The organism is Caballeronia sp. ATUFL_F2_KS9A (genome assembly GCF_023630765.1).
Taxonomy (GTDB): domain Bacteria; phylum Pseudomonadota; class Gammaproteobacteria; order Burkholderiales; family Burkholderiaceae; genus Caballeronia; species Caballeronia zhejiangensis.
In genome coordinates, this window is sequence record NZ_JALQEK010000001.1 from 218,974 (window position 1) to 234,172 (window position 15,199).

Here is a 15,199-nt window from a genome sequence, read left to right on the forward strand (position 1 = left end):
TTTACGCCAGAAACAGCTTGTAGACCGGATTCGCGCCTTCGTCCCACCACGGATAGCCGAGCGTCGCGAGGAAGCGCTCGAACTCCGCGTTGTCCGACTGCGGCACCTGAATGCCGACGAGAATCGAGCTGTAATCCGCGCCCTGATTCCGGTAATGGAACAGGCTGATGTTCCAGTCGGGCGCCATCGACGAAAGGAACTTCATCAGCGCGCCCGGACGTTCCGGAAACTCGAAGCGCAACAGACGTTCGTCGCGCGCGAGCGGCGAATGTCCGCCGACCATGTAGCGAATGTGCTGCTTCGAGAGCTCATCGTGCGAAAGGTCGACGGTCGCGAAACCATGCTCGATGAACGACGACATCATCTGCGCGGTTTCCTTGCGCGACTTGATCTGCACGCCGACGAAGATATGCGCGGCTCTTTCATCGGCGATGCGGTAATTGAACTCGGTCACGCTGCGTGTGCCGACGAGCTCGCAGAAGCGCCGGAAGCTGCCGCGCTCTTCGGGAATCGTCACGGCGAACACGGCCTCGCGCGCCTCGCCGACTTCCGCGCGCTCCGCGACGAAGCGCATGCGGTCGAAGTTCATGTTCGCGCCCGACGTCACCGCGATGAGCGTCTTGCCCTCGATGCCCTCGCGCTCCGCGTACAGCTTCGCGCCCGCGACCGCGAGCGAGCCGGCGGGTTCGAGCACGCTCCGCGTGTCCTGGAAGACATCCTTGATCGCGGCGCAAAGGGCATCGGTATCGACGGTGATGACTTCATCGAGCAACTCGTTGCACAGCCGGAACGTTTCCTCGCCGACGAGCTTCACCGCCGTGCCGTCCGAAAACAGGCCGACTTCGGAGAGCGTCACGCGCTCGCCCGCCTTGATCGACTGCGCCATCGCGCAGGAATCCTCGGTCTGCACGCCGATCACCTTGATCTCCGGGCGCACCGCCTTGATGTACGCCGCGACGCCCGCAGCCAGCCCGCCGCCGCCGATCGGGCAGAAGATCGCGTGGATCGGACCCTGATGCTGGCGCAGGATTTCCATCGCCACCGTGCCTTGTCCGGCGATCACGTCCGGATCGTCGAACGGATGCACGAAGGTCAGGCCGCGCTCTTCCTGAAGCTGCACGGCGCGCGCGTAGGCGTCGCTGTACGACTCGCCCGCGAGCACGATTTCGACCGTCGGTCCGCCGTGCGCGCGAATCGCGTCGATCTTCACTTGAGGCGTGGTCGTCGGCACGGCGATCACCGCGCGGCAGCCGAGCCGCGCCGCCGACAGCGCCACGCCCTGCGCGTGGTTGCCCGCCGACGCCGTAATCACGCCGCGTGCGAGCACGTCTGCCGGGAGCTGCGCCATCTTGTTATAGGCGCCCCGAATCTTGAACGAGAAAACCGGCTGATTGTCCTCGCGCTTGAGGAACACGGAGTTGCGCAGGCGCGCGGACAGGTTGCGCGCGGGTTCGAGCTCGCTTTCACGCGCGACGTCGTACACGCGCGCGGTCAGCACTTTTTTCAGGTAGTCGGGATGTGTCATGCGAGAAATCGTCAGGCGGCCGCGATGCGCGCAGGTTTTTGAGAGCGAAAGCATCAATGATAGCGCCATCCGCGCGCGTTCCGGGCGCGCCGTGTGCTTCGACCGTCCGGACGGTCGTGTAAAAAAGCGTCGAAAATGACATGAACGCGTCGCGAATCCGCACGCAAAAGCCCCTTCTCGCTGCTAGCGCCCGCAAACGCGCGTTTGCCCGATGGGTTAGAATTTCCTTTTACGAATCAGCAATCAGGATCGGCAGATGCACCGGCAGCTTCGGATCGATTTTCTGGCGCATGTTTCCCGCGAGTCGCATCCCGCGGCGGAAAGGCATGCGCGCCACGCGCGATCGTGGCGTTGATCCAGGGCACACCGAAGGCGCTGTGACGAGCCCGGCGGCCTTCGCCAAGAGAAGTTTCATTCGAAAATTTGCGCCCCCACGCGCATCGCCGGCATTTCCGCTTTTCTAGCGCGAGCGCCGGCACACCGAACCGTCGAACATGAACGCACCTCAAGCCTTCGATCCGAACGGCGCCCATGCCGCCTTGGCGCTCGATATCGAGCCGCGTCTCCGCGAAATTCCCTATAACTACACGTCGTTTTCCGATCGTGAAATCGTCATGCGGCTCCTCGGCGACGAAGCCTGGGCCGTGCTCGACGAACTGCGCAACGAGCGCCGCACCGGCCGTTCGGCGCGCATGCTGTACGAAGTGCTCGGCGACATCTGGGTCGTGCGGCGCAATCCGTATCTGCAGGATGACCTGCTCGACAATCCGAAACGCCGGGCGCTGCTCGTCGAAGCGCTGAATCACCGTCTCGCCGAAATCGAAAAGCGCCGCAGCGCCGATCTCACCGCGCATAGCGACGAAGCCGGCAGCCGCGAACGCGCCGAGCGCGTGCAGTTGCTGGTCGCCGCCGCGCGCCGCGCCGTCGATGATTTCGCCGCCGAGTTCGGCCGCATGGCCGACTTGCGCCGCCGCGCGTCGCGTGTTCTGGGCAAGGAAACGCAGAAGGACAACATCAAGTTCGACGGCCTGTCGCGCGTCGCGCACGTCACCGATGCAACCGACTGGCGCGTCGAATACCCGTTCGTCGTGCTGACGCCGGACACCGAAGCCGAAATCGCCGGACTCATCAAGGCGTGCTTCGAACTCGGGCTTACCGTTATTCCGCGCGGCGGCGGCACCGGCTACACCGGCGGCGCGATTCCGCTCACGCCGTTTTCGGCGGTCATCAACACGGAAAAGCTGGAACAGCTCGGTCCCGTCGAAATGACGGATCTGCCGGGCGTCGATCACAAGGTCGCGACGATTTTCTCCGGCGCGGGCGTGGTCACGCGGCGCGTCACCGAAGCGGCGGAGCAGGCGGGCTTCGTGTTCGCCGTCGATCCGACTTCGCTCGATGCGTCGTGCGTCGGCGGCAATGTCGCGATGAACGCGGGCGGCAAGAAGGCGGTGTTGTGGGGCACGGCGCTCGACAACCTCGCGTGGTGGCGCATGGTCGATCCGGAAGGCAACTGGCTCGAAGTCACGCGTCTCGATCACAACTGCGGCAAGATTCACGACGTCGAAGTGGCGCGTTTCCGGCTCGACTGGTTCGACGGCAATCGTCCGCCGGGCGAGAAGCTGCTGCGCACCGAAAGCCTCGACATCGCCGGGCGCACGTTCCGCAAGGAAGGGCTCGGCAAGGACGTCACCGATAAATTCCTCGCCGGGCTGCCCGGCGTGCAGAAGGAAGGCTGCGACGGTCTCATTACGTCCGCGCGCTGGATTTTGCACAAGATGCCCGCGCATACGCGCACCGTCTGCCTCGAATTCTTCGGCCAGGCGCGCGATGCGATTCCGAGCATCGTCGAAATCAAGGACTATCTGTTCGAGACGTCGAAGCAGGGCGGCGCGATCCTCGCCGGCCTCGAACATCTCGACGAACGCTATCTGCGCGCGGTCGGCTACGCGACCAAGAGCAAGCGCAACGCGTTTCCGAAGATGGTGCTGATCGGCGATATCGTCGGCAATGACGCCGATGCCGTCGCCGCCGCCACATCGGAAGTCGTGCGCATGGCGAACGGCAAGAGCGGCGAAGGCTTCGTCGCGGTGAACGCCGAGGCGCGCAAGCGTTTCTGGCTCGACCGCTCGCGCACGGCCGCCATCGCGAAGCACACGAACGCGTTCAAGATCAACGAAGACGTCGTGATTCCGCTCAATCGCATGGGCGAGTACACGGACGGCATCGAGCGCATCAACATCGAGTTGTCGCTGAAGAACAAGCTGCAACTCGTCGACGCGCTCGAAGCGTTCTTCCGCAACGGCAAGCTGCCGCTCGGCAAGTCCGACGACGCGAACGAAATTCCGAGCGCCGAACTGCTCGAAGACCGCGTGCAGCAGGCGCTCGATCTGCTGAAGCGCGTGCGTGAGCGCTGGACGTTCGTCGGCGACAAGCTCGACATGTCCTTGCGCGAGGCGCAGCACTATCTCGTCAATCTGGGCTACGAAGCGCTCGCGGAAAAGTTCGCGGATCGCGTCGACATTCAGCCTGACGCCAACGTGTTCCATGTCGCGCAGGACCGTACGGTGCGCGTGTCGTGGAAGCAGGAAATCCGCGCGGAACTGCGCCAGATCTTCAACGGCGGCGAGTTCAAGCCGATCCTCGACGAAGCGCAGGCCATCCACAAGCAAGTGCTGCGCGGGCGCGTCTTCGTCGCGCTGCACATGCATGCGGGCGATGGCAACGTGCACACGAACATTCCCGTCAACTCCGACAACTACGCGATGCTGCAGGACGCGCATCACGCGGTCGCGCGCATCATGAAGCTCGCGCGTTCGCTCGACGGCGTGATCTCGGGCGAGCACGGCATCGGCATCACGAAGCTGGAATTCCTGACCGAAGACGAAATCGGCGATTTCCGCGCGTACAAGCAGCGCGTCGATCCGCATGGCCGCTTCAACAAGGGCAAGCTGTTCGACGGCGCCGATCTGCGCAACGCCTACACGCCGTCGTTCGGGCTGATGGGCTACGAGTCGATCATCATGCAGCAGTCGGATATCGGCGCGATTTCCGAGTCGATCAAGGACTGCCTGCGCTGCGGCAAGTGCAAGCCGGTCTGCGCGACGCACGTGCCGCGCGCGAACCTGCTCTACAGCCCGCGCAACAAGATTCTCGCGACGTCGCTGCTCGTCGAAGCGTTCCTGTACGAAGAGCAGACGCGCCGCGGCGTGTCGATCAAGCACTGGGACGAGTTCAACGACGTCGCCGATCACTGCACGGTCTGTCACAAGTGCGTGACGCCGTGTCCGGTGAAGATCGATTTCGGCGACGTGTCGATGAACATGCGCAATCTGCTGCGCAAGATGGGCAAGAAGAAGTTCAACGCCGGCAACGCGGCGGGCATGTTCTTCCTGAACGCGACCAATCCGCAGACCATCAATCTCGCGCGCAACGTGATGATGGACTTCGGCTACAAGGCGCAGCGTTTCGGCAACGATGTGCTGAAGAAGATCGTCAAGAAGCAGACGGCGCAGCCGCCCGCGACGGTCGGCAAGCCGCCGGTCGTGACGCAGGTGATCCACTTCGTCAACAAGAAGATGCCGGGCAATTTGCCGAAGAAGACGGCGCGCGCGCTGCTGGATATCGAGGACAACAAGATCGTTCCGATCATCCGCAATCCGCAGACGACCACCGTCGATTCGGAAGCCGTGTTCTATTTCCCCGGCTGCGGCTCGGAACGTCTGTTCTCGCAAGTCGGGCTCGCGACGCAAGCGATGTTGTGGGAAGCGGGCGTGCAGACCGTGCTGCCGCCGGGCTATCTGTGCTGCGGCTATCCGCAGCGCGGTTCCGGCCAGTACGACAAGGCCGAGAAGATCGTCACCGACAATCGCGTGCTGTTCCATCGCGTCGCGAATACGCTGAACTATCTCGATATCAAGACCGTGGTCGTGTCGTGCGGAACGTGCTACGACCAGCTCGCGGGCTATGAATTCGAGAAGATCTTCCCGGGCTGCCGGATCATCGACATTCACGAGTTCCTGCTCGAGAAGAACATGAAGCTCGACGGCGTGACCGGCACGCGCTACATGTATCACGATCCGTGTCACTCGCCGATCAAGACGATGGACCCGGTCAAGCTCGTCAACGATCTGATGGGTTCGCAGAACGACGGCTACAAGATCGAGAAGAACGATCGATGCTGCGGCGAATCGGGCACGCTGGCGGTCACGCGTCCGGACATCTCGACGCAAGTGCGCTTCCGCAAGGAAGAAGAGATTCGCAAGGGCGCGGCCAAGTTGCGCGGCATTCCGCTCGTCGCGGAAGCGGGCTCGAACGCGATCAATCCGATGAACGCGTCTGCGGGCTCGGCCGGCGCGGCGCCCGGTTCGGTGCTCTCCGCAGGCGATGGCGCGCAGACCAACGGCACGGACGTGAAAATCCTGACGAGCTGCCCGTCGTGCCTGCAAGGTCTGTCGCGCTACAACGAGGACGCCAACGTCGAGGCGGACTATATCGTCGTGGAAATGGCGCGCAAGGTGCTCGGCGAAAACTGGATGGAACAGTACGTCGAACGCGCGAACAATGGCGGTATCGAGCGCGTGCTGGTGTAATAGCGAAATCGAGGTTTGATTCGCTAGAGGTATGAGATGGACTGTGTGTTTTGCCGTGAAGACGGCGGCGAAGTGCTGTGGTCGGACGACACGTTGCGCGTCGTCCTTGCCGATGAGCCCGACTGGCCGGGCTTGTGTCGCGTGATCTGGGGCGCGCACGTCGCCGAAATGTCCGATTTGCCGGATGCCGACCGCGTGCGCGTGATGACCGCCGTCAACGGCGTCGAGCGCGCGATGCGCCGCGTGCTCGTGCCGGAAAAGATCAATCTGGCAAGTCTCGGCAATCAGGTGCCGCACGTCCACTGGCACGTCATTCCACGCTTTTCCAACGATTCCCGCTTTCCTCTGCCGATCTGGGCGCCGCGCCAGCGCACGGTGTCCGAATCGCAGCTATCGAAGCGCCGCGCGCAGGCCACGCTTTTGCGCGAACAGGTGCGCAACGAGCTGAACCAGGCCTTCGGCCATCAATAAGACGAGATCATGAGCGGACTCACTTCCACGACGCCGATTCCCACCGGCGTCGTCGTGCATTCGAAATCGCGCGTGCTGGAGCTGCAATACGGCGACGAGTCGTATCGCGTGCCGTTCGAGCTTCTGCGCGTCTATTCGCCGTCCGCCGAAGTGCAGGGCCACGGCCCCGGACAGGAAACGCTGCAGACGGGCAAGCGCGAGGTGACGATCATCGGCGTCGATCCGGTCGGGCACTATGCGCTGCAACTCAATTTTTCGGACGGTCACAATACCGGCATCTATTCCTGGGACATCCTGCACGACCTGGCGACGCGTCAGGACGAACTGTGGCGCGAGTATCTGGCGAAGCTGGAAGCCGCCGGCGTGGACCGAGACGCGCCGATGGCCGCAAAACCATCCGGCGGACACTGTCACTGAGCAATAGGGCTGCGGCATAACGCCGCATAGCCGGCGCGAGTTTTGCGCAGACATAGAACGAACAACAGGCGAGGAAAACGCGCGATGAGCAAGACCCACTTCGGATACGAAACGGTCGAAGAGCAGGACAAGGCGAAGAAAGTGGCGGGCGTGTTTCATTCCGTCGCGGGCAACTACGACTTGATGAACGACCTGATGTCCGGCGGACTGCATCGGATCTGGAAACACTTCACGATCGGGCAGGCCAAGGTGCGGCCGGGCTACAAAGTGCTGGACATCGCCGGCGGCACGGGCGATCTCGCGATGGCGTTTGCCAAGCAGGCCGGCGAGACGGGCGAAGTCTGGCACACGGACATCAACGAATCGATGCTGCGCGTGGGCCGCGACCGGCTGATCGACAAAGGCGTGCTGACGCCCGCGCTGCTCTGCGACGCCGAAAAGATCCCGTTCCCGGCCAATTATTTCAATGTGGTTACAGTTGCCTTCGGTCTTCGTAACATGACGCATAAGGATCGCGCGTTGGCCGAAATGACGCGCGTGCTGAAACCCGGTGGAAAGCTGCTCGTGCTGGAATTTTCGAAAGTATGGGAGCCGCTAAAGAAGCCGTACGATGTCTACAGTTTCAAGATTTTGCCGTGGCTTGGCGAAAAAGTGGCCAAAGATGCGGATAGCTATCGGTACTTGGCCGAGTCCATCCGCATGCACCCGGACCAGGAAACTCTCAAAACAATTATGGAACAAGCGGGCCTGGATCGAGTCGAATATTACAATTTGTCAGGTGGCGTGGTAGCGTTACACGTCGGGACCAAATTTTGATGTTCCACTCTCTTAAGGATTCGATATGTTCGATTCGCGCAAACCCCAATCCCGGGGTTTCCTGAACCTCTTCTTCAGGAAGGCCGGAATCTTGGCGCTGGCTGGCGTTATTGCGGCCGGCGCAATCTTCGCGGAAACGGCGGAAGCCAAGCGCATGGGCGGCGGCCGCAGCATGGGCCGTCAGTCGGCCACGGCAACGCAGCAGCATCAGGCGACGCCGCCTTCGCAGTCTCAATCGATGCAGCAGAACAACGCAGCGCAGGCACAGCGCGCGCCGGCCGCGCCGGCCGCACCCGCCGCGGCGCAACCCGCGCGCAATCGCTGGCTCGGGCCGATCGCCGGTCTCGCGGCGGGTCTCGGCATCGCGGCGCTCCTGTCGCACTTCGGGCTGGGCGAGGCGTTCGCCGGCGCGATGGCCAACATGATCATGATCGCGTTGATCGTGCTGGCGGCCGTCATGCTGTTCCGCTTCATCATGCGCAAGCGTCAGGGCAACAACACGCCGGCATACGCGGGTGCCGGATCTGCTTCGGGTTCGCCGTACGGCGCGGCCGCGCGCCAGAGCCTGAATCAGGAACCGCCGCAAATGCCGCAGCAGCCGACCGGTTTCGGTGCCAACTACATCGAATCGCCGGCGACGCAAGCGGTCGCGAATCCCAACGTGCCGGCGGGCTTCGACACCGAAGCATTCGTGCGTAACGCGAAGGTCTACTTCGTGCGTTTGCAGGACGCGTGGGATCGCGGCAACGTCAACGACATCCGCGAGTTCACGACGCCCGAGATGTTCGCCGAGGTGAAACTCGACGTCGACGCACGCGGCAGCGCGCCGAACCGTACCGACGTGGTTCAGCTCAACGCCGATGTGCTCGGTGTCGAGGACCGTGCGTCCGAGTATCTGGCGAGCGTGCGCTTCCACGGCCTGATCCGCGAGTCGGAAGGGGCGGCGGCGGAACCGTTCGTCGAGGTCTGGAACCTGTCGAAGCAGAAGTCGGGCAACGAAGGCTGGCTGCTGGCGGGCATTCAGCAGGTCAGTTGAGCTTGACCATGCCCTTGGCCGAATGGCCAGGGCGCCGGCAACCGTCGGTGTGATGGCCGGTTGCGAAGGTAGAATAGAAACCCGCGCGAGAAGTGTCCCGCGCGGGTTTTTTCATCTCACAGCCGATGACGAACGCAGACGAATCCGCCCGTCCCGCAGCAAATCCCGCCTTGAAGACCGCGTCCAGTGGATTCGCGGCCGCCGTGAACCATCTGCTCGTGCGCGAGCCCTGGGCGCTCGAGCGGCTCAAGCCTTATGCAGGCAAGCGCGTGAAGCTGTCGTGCGGGCCGGTTTCGATCGCGCTCGTCGTGCAGCCGGACGGTCTCTTCGCGGCAACCACGGAAGCGGAAGCGGGCGCATTCGACGTGACGATCGCCGTGCCGCTCGACGCGCTGCCCGCGTTCGTGCAAGGCGGCCAGGCGGCGGTGATGAAACACGTTCGCATCGAGGGCGACGCCGAATTCGCGACGACGCTCGCCAAGCTGGCCGAACATCTGCGCTGGGATCCGGAAGAGGATCTGGCGCGCGTAATCGGCGACGCGCCCGCGCATCGCGTTGGCATCATCGCGCGGGCGGTGCAGGAGCAGGCGCAGCGCACCGGGCGCAATCTTCTTGACACCTTCACCGAGTATTTCCTCGACGAGCGCCCGCAACTCGTGCGCAAGAGCGCGCTCGACGCATTCAATGCCGAGCTTTCGAAAGCGCGCGATGCACTGGCGCGCGTCGAAAAGCGCATCGAAAGAATCGAACGGCAAACCGAACAATCCCGGCCGGCGAGCGGCGCCTCAGCGCGATCCGGCGGCGAGTCTGTGCGCGACTCGCACGAATAACGAGCTGAAGCAAATTCGAACCATGCGTTTTCTGCGTTTCCTCAAGATTTTTTTCACGATCGTCCGATTCGGTCTCGATGAGCTGGTGATGAGCGGCATCGACGATCGTCGCGTGCGCTACCTCATGCGTATCACGACGTTCGGCCGCAGGTTCGACGTCGAGCGCGGCATCCGCTTGCGGCTCGCGCTGGAAAGCCTCGGGCCCATCTTCGTGAAGTTCGGGCAAGTGCTGTCGACGCGGCGCGATCTTCTGCCCGTCGATGTCGCCGACGAGCTCGCCAAGCTTCAGGATCAGGTGCCGCCGTTCGATTCGGCGGTGGCCGTGTCGATCATCGAGAAATCGCTCGGTGCGCCCATCGACGAATTGTTCGACGATTTCGAGCGCGTGCCGGTGGCGAGCGCGTCGATCGCGCAGGTGCATTTCGCGAAGATCAGGAACGGCGAGCACGCGGGAAAGGCCGTCGCGGTGAAGGTGTTGCGCCCAGGCATGCTGCCCGTGATCGACTCCGACCTCGCCCTGCTGCGCGACATCGCGACGTGGGCCGAGCGCCTCTGGGCGGACGGCCGGCGTCTGAAACCGCGCGAAGTGGTCGCGGAGTTCGACAAATATCTGCACGACGAGCTCGATCTGATGCGCGAGGCCGCCAACGGCAGCCAGTTGCGCCGCAATTTCCAGGGGCTCGATCTGCTGCTCGTGCCGGAGATGTACTGGGACTTGTCCGCGCCGACGGTGCTCGTCATGGAGCGCATGGTCGGCGTGCCGATCAGCCAGGTGGAGACCTTGCGCGCCGCGGGCGTCGATATTCCCAAGCTGGCGCGCGAAGGCGTCGAGATTTTCTTCACACAGGTGTTCCGCGACGGCTTCTTTCACGCCGACATGCATCCCGGCAACATTCAGGTGAGCCTCGATCCGGCGACGTTCGGGCGCTATATCGCGCTGGATTTCGGCATCGTCGGGGCGCTTTCGGACTTCGACAAGAACTACCTCGCGCAGAACTTCCTCGCCTTCTTCAAGCGCGACTATCACCGCGTCGCGACGCTGCACCTCGAATCCGGCTGGGTGCCGCCGAGCACGCGCGTCGAGGAACTGGAAAGCGCGATCCGCGCGGTCTGCGAGCCCTATTTCGATCGCGCGCTGAAGGACATTTCGCTCGGGCAGGTGCTGATGCGCCTTTTCTCGACGTCGCGACGCTTCAATGTCGAGATTCAACCTCAACTCGTGCTTCTGCAAAAGACGATGCTCAACGTCGAAGGACTCGGGCGCTCGCTCGATCCGGAGCTGGATCTGTGGAAAACGGCCAAGCCGTATCTCGAGCGCTGGATGAACGAGCAGATCGGCTGGCGCGGCTGGTACGAGCGCCTTCAAATGGAAGCGCCGCAGTGGAGCAAGACGATTCCGCAGCTGCCGCGGTTGATTCACCATATTCTGGCGGAGCGCCACGACGCGCCGAAAAGCGGCAGCGACGAACTGATGCGAATGCTCCTTGCGGAGCAGAAGCGCACGAACCGCCTGCTCGTCGCGGTGCTCGTTGCCGGTGTCGTCGCGATGGCGGGCGCGGGCTTCGTAATCGCGCAGTTCTGGCTCCATCCCTGAGGGCGCGCAGCATGAGCGATCCGACGAACTCAAACGTTCCCGATTTCGAAAACCGCGATCCGAACTCGCCGGGCTTCTGGGATGAACGTTTCGGTCAGCACTTCACGCCGTGGGATCAGGCCGGCGTTCCGGAGATGTTCAAGAGTTTCGTCGCGTCGCGCAGTGCGCAGAGTGTGCTGATTCCGGGCTGTGGCAGCGCGTACGAAGCGCTCCATCTTGCCGAACGCGGCTGGCCGGTCCGCGCAATCGACTTCTCGCCGGCCGCTGTCGAGGCGGCGCGCGCGCAACTCGGCGCGCATGCGGGCGTCGTCGAAGAGGCGGATTTTTTTGCGTATGTGCCGCCGTTTTCGCCGGATTGGATCTACGAGCGCGCGTTTCTCTGCGCGCTGCCGAAGACCCGCTGGCAGGATTACGCCAGCCGGATGGCGGCGTTGCTTGCGCCCGGCGCGCTGCTGGCGGGCTTCTTTTTCATCGGAGCGACGCCGAAAGGGCCGCCTTTCGGAATCGAGCGCGCCGAACTGGATGCGCTGCTGTCGCCGCACTTCGAATTGATCGAAGACCGCGAGGTGAGCCACTCGATACCCGTATTCGCCGGCCGCGAGCGCTGGATGACGTGGCGGCGAATCTGAGCCAGCCGGCTTGAAATTCGCCGCCGACGCCCTGAAATATTGCGCGGTTAATCTTGCGCCCGCGGTCCCGAAAAGCGCGGGCCAATATCGGTTTGCGGCTATAATTCAAGGCTTTGCAAGCGTCGACAGATCATTGTAGGAAGAGTGCCATGCCGATTTACGCGTACCGTTGCGCCGACTGCGGCCACGAAAAAGACGTGCTTCAGAAACTGAGCGATGCGCCGCTCACGCAGTGTCCCGCCTGCGGGAAGGACACTTTTTCGAAGCAGGTGACTGCCGCCGGATTCCAGTTGAAGGGTTCAGGCTGGTATGTCACCGACTTCCGTGGCGGAAACAGCAATGCCGGCAACAAGAGCAACGCGGCCGCGTCTGACGCATCGGCGGCGAAATCGGACGATGCCGCTTCGGCCGGTTCCGGCAACTCTAATTCGAGCGATAGCGCGACGCCGGCGAGCACGCCATCATCCTCGGATGCCGCCAAACCCGCCGCGGGCGCGTCCGCATCGTCGAGCGCCGCCTGAGCGCCAGACGGCCGGCGCGGCGGGCCACATGCCGCGCCGATGACCTCGTAGACCGCGCTCAGCCGAGCGCGACCCGCCTGCCAAGCCGAATCTCCGACGCACTCGAGAGCCGGCGCAGCCTTCGCCCCGTGTAAATGACCACGAAAAAGACTACGCTGAAAACCGTGTTCCTCACCGGCCTGCTCGTGCTGGTGCCGCTCGCCATCACCTTGTGGGTGCTCGGGCTCGTGATCGGAACGATGGACCAGACGCTGCTTCTGCTGCCGCAATCGTGGCAGCCCGAGCGGATCGTCGGCTTTCATCTGCCGGGCGTGGGCGCGGTGCTGACGCTTGCGTTCATTTTCATCGTCGGGCTGTTGACGCAGAACTTCGTCGGCCAGAAGCTCGTGAAATGGTGGGACGCCATCCTTCGTCACATTCCGGTCGTCGGCCCGTTGTACACGAGCGTGAAACAGGTGTCGGACACGTTGCTGTCTTCGAGCGGCAACGCGTTTCGCAAGGCGCTCCTGATCGAGTATCCGCGCAAAGGCTCGTACACCATCGGATTTCTCACGGGCATTCCGGGCGGCGACGTGCTGAATCATCTCGATGAAGAGCACGTGAGCGTCTATGTGCCGACGACGCCGAACCCGACGTCCGGCTTCTTCCTGATGATGCCGAAAAGCGAAGTCGTCGAACTGGACATGACCGTCGACGCCGCACTGAAGTACATCGTCTCGATGGGCGTGGTGGCCCCTTCGCCGAGCGCACCGACACCGGTCGCGCCAGCCCGCCGCCCCACCGAGCCGCCGATGTAATGCCGGCGCGCGCGCAGCGAGAGTCAGCCGCGAGAGAGCATGACCCGAGCGCGCGAGCCGTTGATTAACGAACAACGAAAGACACAACATCATGTCGATGCGATCTGAATACTGCGGTCTGGTGACCGAGGCCCGACTGGGCGAAACCGTCTCGCTGTGCGGCTGGGTGCATCGCCGGCGCGATCACGGCGGCGTTATCTTCATCGACTTGCGCGACCGCGAAGGCCTCGTTCAAGTCGTCTGCGACCCGGACCGCGCCGAGATGTTCAAGGTGGCCGAAGGCGTGCGCAACGAGTTCTGCGTGCAGGTGAAGGGCGTCGTGCGCAACCGTCCGGAAGGCACCGTCAATGCGAACCTCACGAGCGGCAAGATCGAAGTGCTGTGCCACGAACTCGTGGTGCTGAACGCATCGGTGACGCCGCCGTTCCAGCTCGACGACGACAACCTGTCAGAGACCACGCGCCTCACGCATCGCGTGCTCGACCTGCGCCGTCCGCAGATGCAGAAGAATCTGCGCCTGCGCTATCGCGTCGCGATGGAAGTGCGCAAGTATCTCGACGCGCAGGGCTTCATCGACATCGAAACGCCGATGCTGACCAAGAGCACACCGGAAGGCGCGCGCGACTACCTCGTGCCGTCGCGCGTGAACGCGGGCCAGTTCTTCGCGCTGCCGCAGTCGCCGCAATTGTTCAAGCAATTGTTGATGGTCGCGAACTTCGACCGTTACTACCAGATCACCAAGTGCTTCCGCGACGAAGACCTGCGCGCCGACCGTCAGCCGGAATTCACGCAGATCGACTGCGAAACCTCGTTCCTCACCGAGCAGGAAATCCGCGATCTGTTCGAGAACATGATCCGCCACGTCTTCAAGGAGACGATGGAAGTCGCGCTGCCCGAGAAATTCCCGGTCATGCTGTACTCGGAAGCGATGCGCCGCTTCGGCTCCGACAAGCCGGATCTGCGCGTGAAGCTCGAATTCGCCGACCTGACGGATGCCGTGAAGGACGTCGACTTCAAGGTGTTCAGCATGCCGGCCAACTCGAAGGACGGCCGCGTCGCGGCGCTGCGCGTGCCGAAGGGCGGCGAGTTGTCGCGCGGCGACATCGACGGCTACACGGAATTCGTGCGCATCTACGGTGCGAAGGGTCTCGCGTGGATCAAGGTCAATGACAAGACCAAGGGCCGCGACGGCCTGCAAAGCCCGATCGTCAAGAATCTGCATGACGCGGCGCTCGCGGCGATCATGGAGCGCACGGCGGCGGAAGACGGCGACATCATCTTCTTCGCGGCGGATCGCGCGAAGGTCGTGAATGACAGCCTCGGCGCGCTGCGTCTCAAGATCGGTCATTCGGAATTCGGCAAGGCGAACGGCCTGCTGGAAACCGGCTGGAAGCCGCTGTGGGTCATCGACTTCCCGATGTTCGAGTACGACGAGGAAGAGAACCGCTACGTGGCCGCGCATCACCCGTTCACGAGCCCGAAGGACGAGCACCTCGAGTATCTGGAAACGGACCCGGGCCGCTGCCTTGCGAAGGCGTACGACATGGTGCTGAACGGCTGGGAAATCGGCGGCGGTTCCGTGCGTATCTTCCAGGAAGACGTGCAGAGCAAGGTGTTCCGCGCGCTGAAGATCGGCGCTGAAGAAGCCCGCCTGAAGTTTGGCTTTTTGCTCGACGCGCTGCAGTACGGCGCGCCGCCGCATGGCGGCATCGCGTTCGGTCTGGACCGCATCGTCACGCTGATGTCCGGCGCCGATTCGATCCGCGACACGATCGCGTTCCCGAAGACGCAGCGCGCGCAGGATCTGCTCACGCAGGCCCCGAGCGAAGTGGACGAGCGCCAGTTGCGCGAGTTGCACATCCGTCTGCGTCAGCCGGAGCAGAAAGCGCAATAAGCAGCTTTCGTTGTCGATGTGATGAAAAAGGCGCCGGGTGCGCCTTTTTCGTTTTTTGCGTTACAGTCTTTGGGCATAGA

At 63.2% G+C, this 15,199-nt stretch carries 12 protein-coding genes; 11 read left to right on the forward strand and 1 reads right to left on the reverse strand.

Features of this window, described 5'->3' with window-relative positions; genetic code table 11:
- Position 1: 1 nt before the first annotated feature.
- Positions 2-1,525, reverse strand: coding sequence for a threonine ammonia-lyase, biosynthetic (gene ilvA / locus NCS67_RS01100; protein WP_008351636.1), 1,524 nt, complete (start codon positions 1,523-1,525; stop codon positions 2-4).
- Between the two features lie 494 nt (positions 1,526-2,019).
- Between ilvA and NCS67_RS01105 the strand changes: the two genes are divergently transcribed.
- The 11 genes from NCS67_RS01105 (at position 2,020) to aspS (ending at position 15,119) form a co-directional block, all read left to right on the forward strand.
- Positions 2,020-6,114, forward strand: coding sequence for a DUF3683 domain-containing protein (locus NCS67_RS01105; RefSeq protein WP_034470575.1), 4,095 nt, complete (start codon positions 2,020-2,022; stop codon positions 6,112-6,114).
- 36 nt (positions 6,115-6,150) lie between these two features.
- Positions 6,151-6,585 carry an HIT family protein gene (locus tag NCS67_RS01110; RefSeq protein ID WP_008351633.1) on the forward strand — a complete coding sequence of 145 codons (435 nt, stop codon included), beginning with the start codon at positions 6,151-6,153 and terminating at the stop codon, positions 6,583-6,585.
- A 9-nt stretch (positions 6,586-6,594) separates the two neighbouring features.
- Positions 6,595-7,002 (forward strand): gamma-butyrobetaine hydroxylase family protein, encoded by a 408-nt coding sequence (locus NCS67_RS01115; protein WP_008351631.1) that lies wholly within the window; start codon positions 6,595-6,597, stop codon positions 7,000-7,002.
- 84 nt (positions 7,003-7,086) lie between these two features.
- Positions 7,087-7,818 carry a bifunctional demethylmenaquinone methyltransferase/2-methoxy-6-polyprenyl-1,4-benzoquinol methylase UbiE gene (gene ubiE, locus NCS67_RS01120; RefSeq protein WP_250433648.1) on the forward strand — a complete coding sequence of 244 codons (732 nt, stop codon included), beginning with the start codon at positions 7,087-7,089 and terminating at the stop codon, positions 7,816-7,818.
- Positions 7,819-7,843: 25 nt separating this feature from the next.
- Positions 7,844-8,854 (forward strand): Tim44 domain-containing protein, encoded by a 1,011-nt coding sequence (locus NCS67_RS01125; protein ID WP_008351625.1) that lies wholly within the window; start codon positions 7,844-7,846, stop codon positions 8,852-8,854.
- A 125-nt stretch (positions 8,855-8,979) separates the two neighbouring features.
- Positions 8,980-9,684 (forward strand): ubiquinone biosynthesis accessory factor UbiJ, encoded by a 705-nt coding sequence (locus NCS67_RS01130; RefSeq protein WP_051996412.1) that lies wholly within the window; start codon positions 8,980-8,982, stop codon positions 9,682-9,684.
- Between the two features lie 22 nt (positions 9,685-9,706).
- Entirely contained in the window at positions 9,707-11,278 is a 1,572-nt protein-coding gene (gene ubiB, locus NCS67_RS01135) for a ubiquinone biosynthesis regulatory protein kinase UbiB (RefSeq protein ID WP_008351622.1), read from the forward strand.
- An 11-nt stretch (positions 11,279-11,289) separates the two neighbouring features.
- Positions 11,290-11,907 (forward strand): methyltransferase, encoded by a 618-nt coding sequence (locus tag NCS67_RS01140; RefSeq protein WP_250433651.1) that lies wholly within the window; start codon positions 11,290-11,292, stop codon positions 11,905-11,907.
- 149 nt (positions 11,908-12,056) lie between these two features.
- Positions 12,057-12,428, forward strand: a complete 372-nt coding sequence (locus NCS67_RS01145) for an FmdB family zinc ribbon protein (RefSeq protein ID WP_008351617.1) — start codon at positions 12,057-12,059, stop codon at positions 12,426-12,428.
- A 134-nt stretch (positions 12,429-12,562) separates the two neighbouring features.
- Complete coding sequence (locus tag NCS67_RS01150; RefSeq protein ID WP_008351614.1) at positions 12,563-13,225, forward strand: DUF502 domain-containing protein; 663 nt, start codon at positions 12,563-12,565, stop codon at positions 13,223-13,225.
- A 91-nt stretch (positions 13,226-13,316) separates the two neighbouring features.
- Positions 13,317-15,119: an aspartate--tRNA ligase gene (aspS, locus tag NCS67_RS01155; RefSeq protein ID WP_008351612.1), complete on the forward strand. Its 1,803-nt coding sequence runs from the start codon at positions 13,317-13,319 to the stop codon at positions 15,117-15,119.
- The last annotated feature ends 80 nt before the right edge of the window (positions 15,120-15,199 follow it).